Annotated in this window: 12 protein-coding genes; 3 read left to right on the top strand and 9 right to left on the bottom strand. The window is 60.8% G+C overall.

Annotated elements, in window-relative coordinates; translation table 11 throughout:
- Nucleotides 1-4: 4 nt before the first annotated feature.
- The 9 genes from B149_RS0107515 to rfaD form a co-directional block, all read right to left on the bottom strand.
- Complete coding sequence (locus tag B149_RS0107515) at nt 5-3,346, bottom strand: tetratricopeptide repeat protein (protein ID WP_018124572.1); 3,342 nt, start codon at nt 3,344-3,346, stop codon at nt 5-7.
- 51 nt (nt 3,347-3,397) lie between these two features.
- A complete protein-coding gene (locus tag B149_RS0107510) occupies nt 3,398-4,423 on the bottom strand; it encodes a sigma-54 interaction domain-containing protein (RefSeq protein ID WP_018124571.1) in 1,026 nt (341 codons plus the stop codon).
- Nucleotides 4,424-4,647: 224 nt separating this feature from the next.
- Nucleotides 4,648-5,400, bottom strand: coding sequence for a substrate-binding periplasmic protein (locus B149_RS0107505; RefSeq protein ID WP_026167506.1), 753 nt, complete (start codon nt 5,398-5,400; stop codon nt 4,648-4,650).
- Nucleotides 5,401-5,473: 73 nt separating this feature from the next.
- On the bottom strand, nt 5,474-6,874 hold the full coding sequence (locus B149_RS0107500) for an NAD(P)/FAD-dependent oxidoreductase (RefSeq protein WP_018124569.1): 1,401 nt from the start codon (nt 6,872-6,874) through the stop codon (nt 5,474-5,476).
- Nucleotides 6,875-7,075: 201 nt separating this feature from the next.
- Nucleotides 7,076-7,282: a hypothetical protein gene (locus tag B149_RS0107495; RefSeq protein WP_018124568.1), complete on the bottom strand. Its 207-nt coding sequence runs from the start codon at nt 7,280-7,282 to the stop codon at nt 7,076-7,078.
- Nucleotides 7,283-7,295: 13 nt separating this feature from the next.
- Nucleotides 7,296-8,429: an alanine racemase gene (alr, locus tag B149_RS0107490; RefSeq protein ID WP_018124567.1), complete on the bottom strand. Its 1,134-nt coding sequence runs from the start codon at nt 8,427-8,429 to the stop codon at nt 7,296-7,298.
- Nucleotides 8,430-8,437: 8 nt separating this feature from the next.
- Nucleotides 8,438-10,330 (bottom strand): DNA mismatch repair endonuclease MutL, encoded by a 1,893-nt coding sequence (mutL, locus tag B149_RS0107485; protein WP_018124566.1) that lies wholly within the window; start codon nt 10,328-10,330, stop codon nt 8,438-8,440.
- Nucleotide 10,331: 1 nt separating this feature from the next.
- The gene (locus B149_RS0107480) at nt 10,332-12,686 is read right to left on the bottom strand and encodes an LPS-assembly protein LptD (protein ID WP_018124565.1); all 2,355 of its coding nucleotides are present in this window, start codon (nt 12,684-12,686) and stop codon (nt 10,332-10,334) included.
- Between the two features lie 45 nt (nt 12,687-12,731).
- Entirely contained in the window at nt 12,732-13,709 is a 978-nt protein-coding gene (rfaD, locus tag B149_RS0107475) for an ADP-glyceromanno-heptose 6-epimerase (protein WP_018124564.1), read from the bottom strand.
- A 229-nt stretch (nt 13,710-13,938) separates the two neighbouring features.
- Between rfaD and B149_RS0107470 the strand changes: the two genes are divergently transcribed.
- From B149_RS0107470 to B149_RS0107460, 3 genes are all read left to right on the top strand, one after another.
- The gene (locus B149_RS0107470; protein ID WP_018124563.1) at nt 13,939-14,979 is read left to right on the top strand and encodes an OmpA family protein; all 1,041 of its coding nucleotides are present in this window, start codon (nt 13,939-13,941) and stop codon (nt 14,977-14,979) included.
- 65 nt (nt 14,980-15,044) lie between these two features.
- Nucleotides 15,045-15,545, top strand: coding sequence for a hypothetical protein (locus B149_RS16725; RefSeq protein WP_018124562.1), 501 nt, complete (start codon nt 15,045-15,047; stop codon nt 15,543-15,545).
- Between the two features lie 84 nt (nt 15,546-15,629).
- Nucleotides 15,630-16,277, top strand: coding sequence for a CBS domain-containing protein (locus tag B149_RS0107460; RefSeq protein ID WP_018124561.1), 648 nt, complete (start codon nt 15,630-15,632; stop codon nt 16,275-16,277).
- Nucleotides 16,278-16,870: the final 593 nt, after the last annotated feature.

The raw sequence follows: 16,870 nt of genomic DNA, 5'->3' as shown, positions 1-16,870 counted from the left end.
CCGTTTATTGGGGCGCGTACTCCTGCGCCCGTTGTTCCAGCTCCCATGTTTCCAGTTCGGACCGGGCGAGGTCCGCCTGCAGGGAACCGGGTTTCCTGTCCACTATATCCTGCAATAAAGATTTCCACTCGTCCATGGCCCCGGCCTTTCTGTAGATGCGGGCCAGCTTCAGACGCGTGGGCGCCCACTCGGGGTGGTCGGGGGTGATGTATTTGTCGTACTCGCGAACCCAGCGCAGGGCCTCTTCGTAGCGACCTGAGCGTTCGGTGGCGTTGATGGACATGAGCACGGCATCCTTGATCTTCTCGGGATCGCCGTCGGTTTGGAGCAGCAGGGAGAGTGCTTCCTGCGAATAGAGGAAGACGCGCCGCAGATCCTGTTTGCGCATGGCGTTCTTGGCCAGATAATACATGGCGTAGCCGCGGAAGGACGGGTCCACCTCTGGATTCTTGGCCAGCTCGGCCCAGAGCGGCACCGCGCGGATGTCCTCGCCCATGTTCTGCAGGGCCATGGCGCGAGCGTAGTTCAACTGACGCAGCTGCTTCTCGCCCAGATCCCAGTTTTCTTCGGCGTGCTTGACCAGACGGTTGATGCCGTTCCAGTTGTATTCGCCGAGGTAGACGTTCACCGCGAGGTCGAGCGCCTTTTCCGAAACGCCGGGAATCTGCTCGTCAAGATACGGTTCCAGCAGCGCAAGGGCTTTGGCTGGCTGACCGAGTTTCCAGTAGGAAGTGGCAACCATGAGCTTGGTGTCGTCGTCCACCTTGGTCTCGCCTTCGCCGATGAAATCGTAGTCTTCCCAGTAGCGGACGATGCGTTTGTAGTGTTCCTGTTCCATGAGGCCCGGCACGGCCTTGAAAAACACGCTGTCGCCAAGCTCTCTGGCCCTTGTGGCGAGCTGACTTTCCGGGAATAGGTCAAGGAAGTCCTGTGCGGCGGCAAGGGCATCCGCATTCTTGTTGTGAAAGGCGTACCACATGGCGAGCTTGAGCTGGGCCACCGGGGCCAGCGGGCTTTCCGGGTGCTTCTCGACAATTTCCTTGTAGATGTTCACCGGCTGGAGGTTGTAGGGGCGATCGAAGACGCTGCCCATCTGCACCAGCGTGGGGTCGTCGTAGATGCCCTCTTCGGCCAGGCGCATCTTGGCGATGAGCCCGCCCTCCTTGTCCGGGAACTCCTTGGCGGCCTTCTGGTAGATTTCCTTGGCGGGATCCTGAAGGTCCATCTGGAGATACAGGTCGCCAATCTTGGCGAGGGCGATGTCGGCCCGGTCCGCGGCTGGATTCAGGTTGTAATAGGTGAAATAATGCTCCTTGGCCTGACGGAGCTTGCCCACCCGCTCCTCGATGCCGCCTGCGAGCATCAGGAATTCCGGGCGTTGCATGTAGAAATCGGGCCAGCGTTTGTCGATGTAGTCCACCACCTGAAACGCCTGCTTGTCGTAGCCCGTGCGTTCAAGGGCCTGCGCCAGCAGATAGGCTGCCGACTTGACCAGCTCGTGCTCCGGATACTTCTGGATCATGTACTGGAGTTGGTCGGCCGCTTCCTGATAATCGCCGCGCTTGAAGTAGTAATCTCCCCAATAGTAGCTGATGGCCGGGATGTTCGGATCGTCAGGATACTTGTTGCGCAGGATGTTGAAATAGGCCTTGGCCTCGGGCACGTTGCCCGCCCTGAGGTTCACCAGTCCCAGATTAAGAAGCGCCCGCGGCACGCGCTTGGATTCAAGGTTGGCGTTGAGCGCCTTCTGGTAGGCATCGTTGACCTCGGCATAAAATCTTTCAGGATCATTGCGATAAAGCTGCATCTTGATGTCTGCCACGGCGTAGAGGATCTCTTCGCGCATGTCTTCGGGCAGATACGACTTCTTCAGCAGTTCTTCATACGCTGCCAGCGCCTCCTGAAGCTCACCGTTGAACATCATGGACTGGGCGTCATACATCTTGTTCTGGACCAGCAACTGTTTCTGCGCGGGAGTGAGGTCCTTCTCGGGCACCCCCTCGGGGAGCGTCACGGGCTCCTCATCCTGTGTGGCGTTGGCAGGCTCTGCAGATTCGGCAGCGGGAGCTTGCGTTTCCGCGTCGGGCTCGGGAGCGGCTTCCGGTTCGGAAGCGGGTTCGGTCACCGCCGGGGCTTCCACCTGCTCCTGCACGCTGGGTTCGGCAACTTCTTCTGCCATCGGAGGTGCGGCTTCGGCCGCGGTGTTCTGCGAGGGCGGGGGCACCACGGCTCCGGAAACAGCGCCGGGCGCAGTAGAGGCGTCGGCCTCGGCCATGTCTTGCGCCAACGGCTCGGGTACGGGACGCTGTGCAGGCTCGACAGGAGCGGGCGCGCTTTCCTGTGTCGGAGGCGGCGAAACCTGACCGCCAGCCTGCTGTTCCGGTGCCGGGGCAACAGGCTGCGAGGGAGCTTCGCCGTCGAGTTCGGAAAGCTTGACGTCCTCAGCGTCGCGGTCCTGCGCCTGAAAACGAACCTCACCGCTGGCGGTGGGGGCAGTGTCTGCGACAGTGGACTGTACGGACTGCGGAGGTGCCGGCTCCTCACCCGGAGCCGGTGGAGCTACGACCTGACTGCGGACGGAATATGGCACCGAATAAAATGGCTGGTCCGGACCGGGCGCGGCCTGATTGACCGGAGCTGGCGATTGAGGTGCGGCTTCTGCCGGAGCCTGTTCGGGCTGCGGCTGAGGAACGGGTTGCTCTTCAGTCTGCGGCGCCGGTTCGGACTCCGGTGCTTGCTGCACAGGAGTGGGCTGAACTTCATCCAGTCTGGCGGCGATATCGCTGGCGGACTGCGGCTGCTCTGTCACTTCCGGGGCCGGCTCGGGCGCGGGTTCAGACGCAGGTTGCGGCTCAGGTTGAGGCTCTGGTTCGGGCGGCGGCGTGGGCTGCGGTTCCGGCTCAGGTCGGGGAGCGGGAGCGACCCTGCGTTCCGACTCGGGTTTCCATTTGGCGCCGATGGGGTCGCGGAACACCTGCAAAACGAACTCCGGACGTCCCGGAACATTGAGCCTGAGATAACCGAAAGCGTCGGTGCCGGTGCGTATGAGGAGCGAATTGCCGGAAATATTTACCGAGTCGACGAGTTTGGCGCCCCGAAATACCGATGTGGTCGGACGCTGTTCATCATCCCAGAAGCCGGGCGGAAACTGAACGGTAATCTGTTGTCTTCCGGTGCGTTTGACCGAAAACTCGGGGCGGGAACCGTCGAAGGTGAAGGTAAAACGGTCGGAATCGCCGCGCGGGGAATAGGCAACGCGCAAGGCCTTGGCCGGTGTTGCCAGAAGCAACCCGGACATCAGGGCGGCCAGCAGCCAGACGATTCGGTGCAGACGTATCTCGGTCACGAGGGTTGCCTTTGCAAGTTCCGTGCTGCAACCCCGGACGCACCGGGGCCGCTATTGCTTGTTGTCCAGCAATTTGCGCTTTTTGAGCTTCTCAATGAGCGTTGTCCGCTTGATTCCCAACAGTTCGGCAGCCCGGTTCTTGACCCCTTCCGCCTCATCCAGAGCTTCAAGAAGAAGCCTGTCCTCCACAGACTCCAGAAAGGCTTTGAGGTCACCGGCCTTGTCGTTCATATCACTCAGAGTCGGCCATGCGAACCCGGCGGGCCGGACCATGACTTCCTCTTCCTTTCTGCGGGGCTTTTCCCCGATGTCCTGCCACATCTTGTCCGGCAGATCTTCGGGCAGTACCTCTTCTCCGTCACAGAGGATGGAGAGGCGTTCCATGAAATTTTCCAGCTCGCGCACGTTGCCCGGCCAGGTGTAGGTCAGAAACATCTCCCGGGCATCCTGCGTCAGCTTGAGGCGCTTGCGCCCCTTGTCCCGGCAGAAACCGCCCAGAAAATGGCGGGCGAGTTCGAGGATGTCGGCTCCCCGCTCACGAAGTGGCGGCAGGTGCATGGGGATGACGTTGAGGCGGTAGAACAGGTCTTCTCGGAAACGGCCGGCCGCGACCTCTTCTTCGAGATCACGGTTGGTGGCAGCGACAACTCTGACGTCAACGCTCTTTACCTGCGTCCCGCCAACGCGTTCGATTTCCTTTTCCTGAAGTGCACGCAGAATCTTCACCTGCAGGCTCAGGTCCATTTCCCCTATTTCATCAAGGAAGATGGTTCCGCCGTCTGCCAGCTCGAAACGGCCGGGCCGGGAGCGCACAGCATGGGTGAAGGCGCCCTTCTCGTGGCCGAAAAGCTCCGATTCCAGCAGTTCCTTGGGGATGGCGCCGCAGTTGATGGGGACAAAAGGCTTGTCGCGCCGATCACTGTTGCGATGCAGCGCCCGGACCAGAAGCTCTTTGCCTGTCCCGGACTCCCCGCTGACCAGCACCGTACTCTCTGTGGGGGCAACCTTCTCCAGAACCTTGAAGACTTCGGCCAGAGCCGGACTGCCCCCGATGATACCGTCAAGTTTCAGCGCCATTTATCCTCCGCTTCAGAACTCGCAAACCGCGTGCAACATGACGCGATTCACCGTACGCTCTACACTCTCTGTCAATCTAATGACACTGTGTCAAGCGGTATCCGATTTTTTTAAAAAATTTCTAAACATGCGAAGCTGTTTTTCCACATCACAAAACGAAACCCCGCCATCCCGGTCGGGAGCGGGGCGTAGTTCGATAAAACCCGGGAGAAAACGAAGGAGGGTCAGTTGATGACGTCCTGCCAGCGGGGGAACTCCACCTTGTTCACGGCCTCGTTGATGCGCCTGCGCACGTCCTCGGGCACGGAAAGGGAGCAGATGATGTGCCGGGTCTGCCCTTCGGGCATTCCTTCCGGGATGAACCATTCGAGGCTGCCCGGTTCGGTACCGCTGGTGGCCATGAGGCCGCGGATGCCTTCGGGAGAAAAGAAGGCGTAGTCCACCCGGCCTATTTCGATCATTCGCATGAACTGCTGCAGGTCCGCAGTGACTTCACGAACCCGGCGCACCCGCATGTTGATCTCGTGGTCGAGCATGCTGCCCAGCGAATAGCCATACATCTTACCCATGACCAGATCGGGATCATCGAGAATGCCTATGAGGCTGCGCTTTTCAGCGAACCGCTCATCGGAACTGCGGTGGATCACCGCAAGGGGCGAGTTCTGGTAGGTGACGTCCGAGAACCACGCGTAGGATTCCCGGCCCGGAGTACGGAAGGCCCCGATGGCACAGAGTTTTTCTCCGGCCATCATGAGGGTGAGAATCCGCTTGGCAGGGAGTACCTTGTAGTCGGCGTCGATACCGGCCTCGTCCATCACCTGACGGGTGGCATCGGCAAGAATGCCTTCGAAACGCCCGTCCTCGGTATACATGTAGGGCGGATACTCCAGATAGGCCACATCGAGCTCCTGCGCCGGGGCGGAGCAGACCATAAGCAGAAGAATGGCTAAAGCAGCCTGAAAATGAATGATTCGCACCCCTTTTTTCTACAAGAATCGGAGGGGTACGGCAAGGCCCGGCAGCCCTGTTACGGGCTGCCGGGACACATTTCTAAGACCTTTTGACAATCTCTTTGGCGGGAACCAGTGCCGTTGCCGCAGCGGAGACAATGTTCCCCGCAACGCCCGGGCCGTCACCGGCCACGAACAGTCCCCGGATTGAGGTTTCCAGCGAGTTGGTGGTGTCCACCTGCGTGGCGAAGAACTTGATCTCCGGCGCGTACAGCAGGGTCTCGTCGTTGGAGACGCCCGGAACTACTTCGTTGAGCTGTTCCAGCCCGTCCACGAGGTTGGTCACGATGCGCTCCGGCAGGGCCATGGCGATGTCGCCACAGACCACGTCCTTGAGCGTAGGCTCGATGGAGCTGTTGCGCACGCGGTTCCACGTGGAGCGGCGGCCGCGCTTGAGGTCGCCGAACCGTTGCAGGATGGGTTTGCCGCCCCCGATGATGGTTGCAAGGCGACCGATGGACTCTCCGTACGCGGTGTTGTTCTCCACCGGGTCGGTGAGTACCACCTTGGACAGGAAGGCGAAGTTGGCGTTGTCGGACTTCTTGTCCATGTAGGCGTGACCGTTGACGCAGACGAAGTCCTGATAGTTCTCCAGCGCCACGAACCCGCCGTAGTTGGTGCAGAACGTCCGGGTCTGATCGTCGTACTTGGTGGTGCGCACGAAGAAGGTCGGATCATAGATCACGTCGCAGAGGTCCTGCATGATCTCGTTGGCGACTTCCACCCGTACGCCCACTTCGATGCCGCGCTGGGAGACGTTGATGCCGTGTCCCTTGACGACGGAAGCGACCCACTCGGCGCCCACTCGGCCGGGGGCGAGTATGACGTTGTCGGCCTCGTACTCGCCGCGACTGGTGATTACGCCGGTGACTTTGCCGTTATCCACGGTGACGTCCTTCACTTCCTCGGAAGTCTGGAACACCACACCTTTTTCCTTGATATGTTCAGCCATGCCCGCGATGTGTCCGGGCAGGTTGTCGGAACCGAGATGCTTCTGCTTGATGAGCAGCAGGTCGATGCCGTTGCGCTTGGCTTCCTTGCGCACGGACTTGGCGCTGTCCATGTTGGTCGGGTAGACTTTGCCGTCCATGCCGAAACGGTTGAAAATCTCTTCGGTTTCGTCGATGAGTTTGTTCGCTTCGGACATGGGCATGAACTGGGTCAGGTCGGTCTTGCCGAGCTTCGGGATGAAGTTGAGCTTGCCGTCGGAAAACAGCCCGGCTCCGCCCACGCCGCACAGGATGTTGCACGGGCGGCACTTGATGCACCACTCGTCGCCGGCGATGGGGCATTTGCGTTTGAGGGAGGATTTTCCGCGTTCGATGACGAGCACGTCGAGATCGGTGTGCTCGCCGAGGTAATAGGCTGCGAAAAGTCCTGCAGGGCCGCCACCCACGATGATGACGTCGAATTTCGTTTTTGCTGGCTTTGAAGGTGCCATTGCTTCTCCTCCGTATATTGGACGCAAGTATGGCCCGACTTGCGCGGGGGACCGCGCGCAGACGGGCCATGATCTACCGTATAACCGGTTTCAACAACGCGTCAAGCGGAAAAGCGCAGGCCCGAACAGCCCGGCAAGACAAACAAAAACGGGAACCGCAGTGCACGGTTCCCGTTTCATCGTCCCTATGGACGGAAAATGCTACATGCCGCGCATGCAGGACATCAGTTCTTCGCTGACTTCGACGAAGACGACGCCGCCGCGCTCTTCCACGCGAACGTTGCGCTCGGGGATCAGCGCCATATCCTCGGCCACGTCCAGCCACTTGCCCAGCAGCCATTCGGGGGTGACGCCTTCTTTTTCCAGCTCTTCCTTGGGGTAGTTTTCAGCAATGACCCATTCGCTCATCGTGTCGCTCCTTTTATGTGTCCGGATATTCGCGCCGGTTCATGCCCAGCACGCAGAACACTTCATATGTAATGGTTCCCCACCAGTCCGCAAGGTCCTGGGGTGAAATTCGCCCGTCGCCGGGACCGCCCAGCAGCCACGCATCGTCTCCGGTCTTCACCTGTACTCCGGCGGCCTCTGCCGGAGAGATGTCCACGGCGGTCATCTGCATGCAGACCCGGCCCACGATAGGGCAGCGCACGCCGCCCACATTAACCCAGCCCGTGTTGGAGAGTCCGCGACTATAGCAGTCGGCATAGCCTGCGCCGACCACGGCCACGGTCATGTCCCTGTCCGCGGTGAAGGTATGGCCGTAGCTGATGCCGCGGCCCTTGTCCAGCGTGTGCACGTGCAGCACCGGGGCCGCCACCTGCATGGCCGGCCGCAGATCATCGCCCAGCGACTCCCACTCGGTTCCCGCGTAGGGATTGCCGCCGTACAGGGAAATGCCCGCGCGCTGAACATCGAGACGGCAGCCCTCGTGCCCCATTATGGCTGCGGAGTTGGCAAGGCTCGCCTGTACCGCAAAGCCCGAGGCGCGAAGATCCTCGACTATCTCGCAAAAGACTTGGGCTTGCGCCGCGGTAATCTCGCGGGAAGCCGGATCGTCCGCCACCGCAAGGTGCGAACTGGCCATCACCGGCACGATGTTCGGACGACCGCGCAGAAACGCCTTGAGTTTCGGCAGTTCCTCACGGGTGAATCCCAGCCGGGACATGCCGGTGTCGAACTTGAGGCTGATGCGGACGGGCCGTCCGTCAGCCTTGTAGGCCAGCCGCGCCAGCGTCTCGAAATGCCCCACGAAGCCAACGATGTCGTGTTCGATGATGGCTTCACAGTCGTCCATGTCCACAGGGCCGAGAAGGGAAATGATGTCGCCGGAGATGCCCGCCTTGCGCAGGTCCACGGCTTCCCGCACGTATCCTACCGCGAAATTGGCGGCGCCTTCGTCCTCAAGGGCTCGGGCGACCTGTTCAAGGCCGTGGCCGTAGGCGTCTGATTTGATGACAGGAACCACGTTCCCGGCATCCTTCTTCATGAGCCTGTAGTTGTGGCGGATGGCTTCGAGATCGACGATGCAGCGAACTTTGGAATAGGTGATGCTCATGGCTGATTCTACTTGCGCTTGAAGAGTTTTTCCATGTCGGCCGCGCTCCAGCGCAGCACGGCGGGCCTTCCGTGAGGGCAATATTCACGCTCGGGGCAGCGCATCCATTCGTCCAGCAGGGCCAGCGCCTCGTCGTCCGCCAGTGGCTGCCCGGCCTTGATGGCGGATTTGCAGGCGAGCATGGTCCACAGTTCATCGAGGCCGCGGGAGCGTTCGCCTAGCGCGGCGGAAAGATATTCACGCGCCTTGGCCGTTTCAAGCGTGGGGGGGATGCCTTTGACCAACACGCGGTTCGGGCCGTCCATCTCAAGCAGAAAACCCATGGAGCGCAGGCCGTCCCACAGCTCTTCAAGCACTTCGGCCTCTGCCGGGTGCAGGGCCATCTCCAGCGGGATGCCCAGTGGCTGGGAGTCCCCGCGCGTCCGGTCCCGGCGCATGGCTTCGAGGATGACCCGCTCATGCGCGGCATGCTGATCCACGAGCACCAGCCGTCCCCCCTCGCGGATCACCAGATACGTGTCCGCCACCTGTCCGAGGTATTCCATGCCGGTGCCGGAAAGCGGCCGTTCCGCCCGGCGGGAAACCTCAGAATCGCGGTCGGTCATTCCGGGGTGGGCTGAAAGGGATGCGTCTTCTTCCGGCCTTGAGTCTTCCCCTGCTTCCTCCGCTTCCGGCTTACGCGATGGCGTGACCGGGAGAGGGACATCCATGGTGGACGGCGCGCCGTAGGTGGCGCGGTACTCGCGGTAGGAGGAAAACTTGGGCGCGTCGCCGCCGGGCGTGTGCGAACGTTTGGCAGGCTCGGCGGAGCCGGATGGTGGGCTCCAGGGACGATCCGGCATTTCGCCGCTGTAGCTGGAACGGGCCGCCGCTTCGGTGGCGGGGCTGGCGTCGGGGGCGGACTGCTGTGAAGTCAGCGCCTGTACAACCCCTCGCCGGATGGCAGAAAACACCGCCTTTTCGTCGATGAACCGCACCTCCATCTTGGCGGGATGCACGTTCACGTCCACCTGATCGGCGGGCATATCCAGAAAAAGGCACGCCTGCGGAAATTCGCGCGAGAGGAGCATTCCGGCGTAGGCCTGCCGCACGGCGCGCAGCATGACCTTGTCCGCCACGGCCCGCCCGTTGACGTACAGGAATATCCGGTCTCCGCGGCCCTGTGCCTGACTCGGATGCCCCGCCACGCCATGGGCGCGGTATCCATCGCGCTCCGCGTCGAACGGCAGCAGCTTTTCGCAGACCTGCGGCGGCCAGAACGCCGCGAGTCGATCGGCCAGCTTTTGCCGGGGCGGCAGCCGAAAGCTCTCGCGTCCGTTGACGGTCAGCGAGAAGCCCGCATGCAGATGCGCCAGCGAAATGCGCGAAAGGATGTCGGTGATGCGCTTGTGCTCGGTGGTGTCGGTCTTGAGAAATTTCAGCCGTGCCGGGACGTTGGAGAAGAGCCCGCGCACTTCGACGCGCGTTCCCGCGGCAAGGGCCGCCGGGCCGGAGGACTCCACCTCGCCCGCGCGGACCTCCACATGCGAGGCCTCGTCGTGGTCCTCGGCTTTGGAGGTCATCTTGAAATGAGACACCGAAGCGATGCTCGGCAGGGCCTCGCCGCGGAAGCCGAAGGAGCCGATGGCCGCAAGATCGCCCAGTTCGTGAATCTTGCTGGTGGCGTGACGGGTGACCGCCAGTTCCAGTTCCTCGGCCGGGATGCCCCAGCCGTCGTCCTGCACCACGATGAGCGTGCGTCCGCCCTGTTCCACGGTGACATCGACGCGGGTGGCCCCGGCGTCGAGACTGTTCTCCACCAGCTCCTTGACCACGCTGGAGGGGCGCTCCACCACCTCACCGGCGGCAATCTGGTTGCGCAGGCCCTGCGGCAGCGGTCTGATGTTGGCACGTCTGGTCATATCAGAATTTCAGGATGTCGAAGCTTATGCCGTAGCGGCTGTCGTCCGGCGTTCTGGAATAATGGAGGTACACGTCGTAGCATTCGCCCTCGAAAGTCATGCGCACGGTCTTTTCCAGATCTTCGCTGGCCTCGAAGTCGCGACGGTATTCCACGCCGAGGGTCACGTTCTTTGCCACACGCAACGAGCCGCCGATCTTGCCGATGGACATTTCATCCTCGCGCAGACGCTTGTACTCGTCCACTTCAGCGCGCAGGTCGTAGCCCGCCCACACTTCGCCGATGTCGTTGTGCACCCGGACCGTTCCCTCGTGCTGGGTAATCTTCTGAATGTAGGGCGACCACCACGTGCGCATGACCACATCAACGTAATCGTCGGGCCGGACAACCACCTCAGCAAGGAAATCCGAGAACGGCCTGCGTTCGTACTTGTCGCGGCGGTCATCACGCTGGGCCTCGTTGCGGTCGTAGCTCTGCTCGAAACGCACGGTGGCGAAGTCGAGATAATCCGTCTTCATGAACGCCTGCGGGCCGTCGTCGCCGCCGGGACGCAGCTTGACGGACTGGCGCTTGCGGGTGAACACGTTGGTCAGCGAATACGTTACGAGGTCTTCCGGCTCCAGCCTGTCGCGCGAGTCGTAGTACGGCAGCTTGGACTGGTCGCCCATGCTGTGGCGATAGTTGTAGTCCACACGCGGGATCACGGAATGACGCAGGCTGGTCCACTCGCTCTTGCCGGCGTTTTCGCGCGTGGCGTCGAGCGCCCCGTCGAGCTGGTAGACCCGGTCCACCTCGGAGAAGGCCGAAACGCCCGTCTCGTAGCCGATGCGGCTCTGTTTGCCGCCTTCGGTGCTGTTGTTCTCCACATTGAAGCGGGAGATGGTGCGCTTGCCGGTGTCCTCGTGCTTGGTGGTGTTGTAGAAAGTGGCGAACACGCGGGCACGCGGGATCACGGTCACGAACTTGCTCGCCAGCGGCAGGCTGATGGCGGGTCGCAGGTCAAGCCGTTGTCCCGCATCGCCATAACGGCGAACGAAGTGGTCGAACTTGGCGGAACCTTCGAATTCCAGCGGCGTGCCCGGGATAGAATCCTTCCAGGCAAAGGCGTCCAATTCGGGAAGCGAATGCACCGAGGGGTTCTTGCTGTCGTCCCCGTTGCCGTTGCGGTAGGCGAGATTCTGGTTGTACTCGATCTTGCCCGCCACGCCGACGCGGTCCCAGCTGCGGGACATGTAGACGCTGCTGGTGCGGACCTCGGAGTCGGCGTCGTCGATGTCGCGGCCGAACTTGTCCACGAACTCGTCGCGGCTGGCCTCGAAGCCGGAGCGGCCGTGATTGAATTCGCGCAGATAGTTCTGATCCGAGACGAGATCGAGGTCCACCAGCGTCTTCCACTCGGGACTGAAGAGCCAACCGTCGTATTTGCCGCGCACCCACCAGCGGTTGCGGTTGGGCCGCGTCAGACCGTCGTCGTCAAAGGAATCGTCCTCGTCGGCTTCCTTGGTGGCCCGGGTGTTGTCCACGAGCCAGTCGCCTTTCCAGAGGCCTCTGGAATTTTCGTCCTCGGTGTGTCTGAGCTCAAGGCCGTGCATCAGGCCGCGTTTGCTCATGAAATATTCGGAGACCGTGACGTCCATCTCGTCGCTCACGGCCCAGTAATAGGCGGCGTTGACATTGAATCCGAGCCGGGAACTCGATCCTATTTCCGGAAAAAGGAAGCCGCTTTGCCGCTCGCCGGTGGCGGGCAGCGAAGCGTAAGGCAGATAGGCCACGGGAAGATTTTTGACCCGAAACGCGGTGTGATACAGCCGCACCTTGCCGTCGAGCGTCACGTCGCCGCGGGCGGAAGTCACCGACCATGCCGGATTCTCGCCCGAGCAGCGCGTGACGCGGGCGTTCTCGAAGGAGTACATGCCCCCGTGCTTGCGCTCAATGCGCTCGGAATCCACGTAGACGTGAGACTTGGCCATGAATGCGCGACCGTTCTTGAGCCAGCCGAGCATGTTGTTCAGGTCGAACTCGGCCTCGTCGGCTTCAAGGAAATCGCCTTCCCACCGGGCGCGGACGTTGCCGCGAAGAAGCACCCAGCCGGTCTCGCGGTAGTAGCGGGCGAAGTCGGCCCGGATCAGGTTGCCGCCCATGGCGAGGGTGCAGTTTCCGGTGGCCTCGATATATTCGCTGGTATGCTGGGCCGAAACCTTGTCGGCGGAAAAGGTCCACCTGTCGGGGTCTTCCTCGGCCTTTTCCGGCATTTGGGGCACATAAGCGCGAATGCCGCTGAGCACCCTGTCCTTGCCCATGAGCACGGCGGGCAGCAGAAGCAGGATGAGTAAGGCCGCACCGGCGGCCGACAGCATTGCATTTCGCGAAAACGGCTTCAAAGTCTCTCCGATCTCTGGAGCTTAGGGTTTCAGGTGCGGGTCTTCCTGTGCGAGATAATTCTGCACGTAATCCTTCACCGCATCCTCCAGCGGCGTCATGGGGGCGTCATAGCCCGCCTCGCGCAGCTTGCCCATCTCCGCCTGCGTGAAATACTGGTACTTTTCCCGAATTGCCTCGGGCATGTCTATGAATTCGATGTTCGGCTCGCGCTCCATGGCGGCGAACGTGGCCAGTCCCAGATCACGGAAGGACCGCGCCTGGCCGGTGCCCACGTTGAAGATGCCGCCCACGTCCGGGTTCTCCAGCAGCCAGCCCATGATGTCCACGCAGTCCTTGATGTAAACGAAGTCACGCGACTGGCCGCCATGCTCGTAGTCGGGCCTGTGGGAACGGAACAGCTTGAGCTTGCCGTTCTCGCCGATCTGCGAAAACGCCTTGCAGACCACGCTCATCATGTCGCCCTTGTGGTATTCGTTGGGACCGAAGACGTTGAAGAATTTCAGGCTCGCGAGGTGATCCAGAACCCCGGCGCGCTTGGCCCAGAGGTCGAACAGCTGCTTGGAGTAGCCGTACATGTTCAACGGCCGCAGCACGTCGATGCCGTCCTCGTCGTCCGAGAAGCCGTGCTCGCCGCCGCCATAGGTGGCCGCGCTGGAAGCGTTGATGAATCGCGCCCCGGCCGAGAGGCTGAAGCGGCACAGGTGCTGGGTGTAGCGGTAGTTGTTTTCCATGAGGAAATCCGCATCCAGTTCCGTGGTGGCCGAGCAGGCGCCCATGTGGATGACCCCTTCGGTCTCGAACGGGTCCTCGCCGCTGATGATCATCTTGAGGAATTGATCGCGATGCAGGTAGTCTTCATACCTCAGGTTGACGAGATTCTTCCACTTTTCAGAAGTGGAGAGGTTGTCCACCACGAGGATATCCGTGATGCCCATGGTATTGAGCTTCCAAATCATGGCGCTGCCGATGAAGCCCGCGCCGCCGGTCACTATGTACATTCCGCAACTCCCGGAAAGCGATTTTCATTTACTGCCGTTCAAGGCAAAACACGGTTTTATACTTTGTTATGCTCCGGGGCGCAACCGCGGGCCTCATGCAGAAACCGCATACTGAATGTGATTTTTTCGAACACCCGCTTGATTCATCGCATTTTCTGTTCTAACGTTTGGCTTGACTGAAAACTGTGTCGAATAATTTACCGTTTCAACCGGATACAAGGAGATCGTCATGAAACAGACCCGTATCATCGCCCTGTGCCTCGCCATGGCCGCAACCATGCTCCTCGGCGTCGGCATCGCCAATGCGAAGATGGTCAAGAAGGTGGACAACTTCATCATCTTCATGGACCAGTCCGGCTCCATGGCCCAGCAGTACACCGCAATGGGCAAAACCAAGATCGACCTCGCCAAGAAGGCCGCTGCCGCCATGAACGATGAGGTGCCCGATCTGGACTATACCGCCGCGATCTTCTGCTTTGCCCCGTTTGAAGCGCGCATCCAGCCCACGGGCTACAGCACCGGCGCGTTTGCCGACGGCATCGCTGCGTTGCCGGACGACTTCGACATCTTCGACCGCAACACCCCTATGGGCAACGGCTTCATGGACCTTGATCCCGTGCTCTCCGGACTTTCCGGGAAGACCGCGGTGATCATGTTCACCGACGGCAACTCCAACATCGGCGCCGACCCGGTCATGCAGGCCAAGGCGCTGTACGCCAAGTACGGTTCCAACCTGTGCCTGCACATCGTGAGCCTGGCCACCAACGACCACGGGCGCATGGTCATCGACCAGATCCGCGCCCTTGACGGCTGCTCCGTCAATGCCGAGGTGACCCAGTTCTTCGAGCCCGCCTTCCTCAGTAACTACGCCAACAACGTCTTCTACAAGGAAGTGCAGGAAGAGAAGAAGCCCGAACCCATGCCCGCGCCCGCAGCCATGACCATTTCCTTCGACCTGCACTTCGGCTTCGACAAGTACAAGATCACCGACGAGATGGTCCCCGTGCTTGAAGAAGTGAAGATGCTGCTCGATGAGAACAAGTCCCTCGAATTCGAGATCGCCGGTCACACCGACTCCATCGGTACCGAAGCGTACAACCAGGGTCTTTCCGAACGCCGCGCCGGTTCCGTTCATGACTGGCTCGTGGAAAACGGCATCGATTCCGACCGCCTGACCACCAAGGGCTACGGAGAGCTCAATCCCAAGTACGACAACGGCACCCGCGAAGGCCGCAGGCTCAACCGTAGGGTTGATCTCCTGAGCAAATAACCGTATTGTGGGCCTTGCCGGGTGCACGTCGCTCCCGGCAAGGCTTTTCATTTCGCGGAGTTGGTATGAAATCCACGGCTGGCATGGCATTCGCCGCAATTCTGGTTGCGATTCTTCTGGTTCCCACCGCACACGCGGACGAGGGGAAGACCGCTACGCTCGACGTAGCCGCCGCAGACCCCGGGAAAGCACAGGGCGAGGCGCTCCAGCCGCGCGTCAAGGACGAACTCGTCAAGATGCACGCCCACTTCAAGCGCTTCGCCAAGAAACGCATCGCATCACTCAACAGAAACCATCTCCATTCCCGCTCCCGCATGAAAGTGGAGCAGATGCCCAACGGACACTGGCGGGCACGCTACCACGAATACGCCACCAACACCGAGCGTTGCCGCGTCCGCAAGAAGTCGAGCAAGCAGGTCCCCTACACCGGGACCATGATCCTCGAAGAACGCGTCTACGAATCCGTCGCCGAAACCCGCACAGAATGCAGGACCGGCGATTTCAGCGTTGTCGAACGCAAACCCAACTACGTCATCTTCAGGTTCCAGAACGGCTCCTGGAAGTAGAACTCCCTTATACTATAGTTTTCAAGCAGGCCTTCCCGTGGAAGGTCGTGTTGCACGGTTTCTGTCTTTCAAGGAGGATTTCGCATGTTTGTCGGGCTGAAAATGCTCAAGGATTTCGTCACGGTCACTCCGGACACGCTGGTCAAGGACGCTCAGAAAATGATCGAAGCCAGCAAGCTCTGGATGCTGCTGGTCGTCGATGGTGACGATCTCGTAGGCTACGTGCGCAAGGAAGACCTCTGCGCCGCCATGCCAAGCGTCGTCAACTCGCTCGATAAACACGAGCTCAACTACCTCATGAGCCAGCTCACGATCAGCGAAGTGGTCCGCGAAGACATCCGGACCGTCACCCCGCAGACCGACATCGAAGCCGCCGCCGACATGATGTACGAAATGAACCTCGCCGGTCTCGCCGTCATCGACGACCACGGCAAACTCATCGGATACATCAACCGCTCCAGCATGCTCGAAGTACTCGTGGAAGAAATGGGGTACCGCGAAGGCGGAAGCCGAATCACCATAGAAACCGAAGACCGCTTCGGCGTCCTCTATGAAGTGGCCGGCATCATCGCCAACATGAAATATTCCATCATCTCCACCTCCACCTTCTTCCACGGACCGCGCAGAATCATCGTCGTCCGCGTCGCCACCGAAGACCCCACCGAAATCAACAACGTACTCAAGGAAAGAGGCTACAAGCTCGTCGGCCCCNAAGACCTGCTAGAAGTCTGATTCCACCTCCAAGACACCCCAAAGGCCGGACCGCACAACAATGCGGCCCGGCCTTTTTTTGATGAGAGACGCCTCCGGCGGGCCTTTCAGGCGGCCCCTTTCAGGGGGACCAAAGGGGCGGGCCCCCTTTGGAATCCCTGGGTTGTCAGCGGGGTTGCAGCTGCCGGTTCCATGCGGCCGCACAACCCGCGTCCCAGCTGCAACCCCGCTGACGGGAATCTATGTTCTGTGGTTCTTGGCTGACGAACTCTGTTAACCAAACTACATCCCGAAGAGCTTTTTCGGTGCACAAGCTCCCCACTAGAAACTCCAACGGACCATCCACTCCCGCCAACCAAGTACCGCAGCAATGCCGATCGAGGCATAGAGGCTCTTTTGACCGGTCACGCAGGTCCGGGTGATGTTTGTAGGCACAAACATTTCTCCCGGAGCAGTGACCGCGTCATAGAGCCTCTCGCCGAGAGCGGCGGAGCACCCACAAAAGCGCAGTTTTTGCCTTCTTTTTTCTGCGCAAGCAAAAAAGAAGGTCGGCCAACAGGCCGAAACCTGCAACTGGTATAAACGACAATGCCTCCGGCGGGCCCTTCAGGCGG

The sequence above is a fragment of the Desulfovibrio oxyclinae DSM 11498 genome (assembly GCF_000375485.1).
GTDB classification, from domain to species: Bacteria; Desulfobacterota; Desulfovibrionia; order Desulfovibrionales; family Desulfovibrionaceae; genus Pseudodesulfovibrio; species Pseudodesulfovibrio oxyclinae.
The sequence above is the reverse complement of the archived record's forward strand: the minus strand, read 5'-3'. Positions and strand labels throughout refer to the sequence as shown.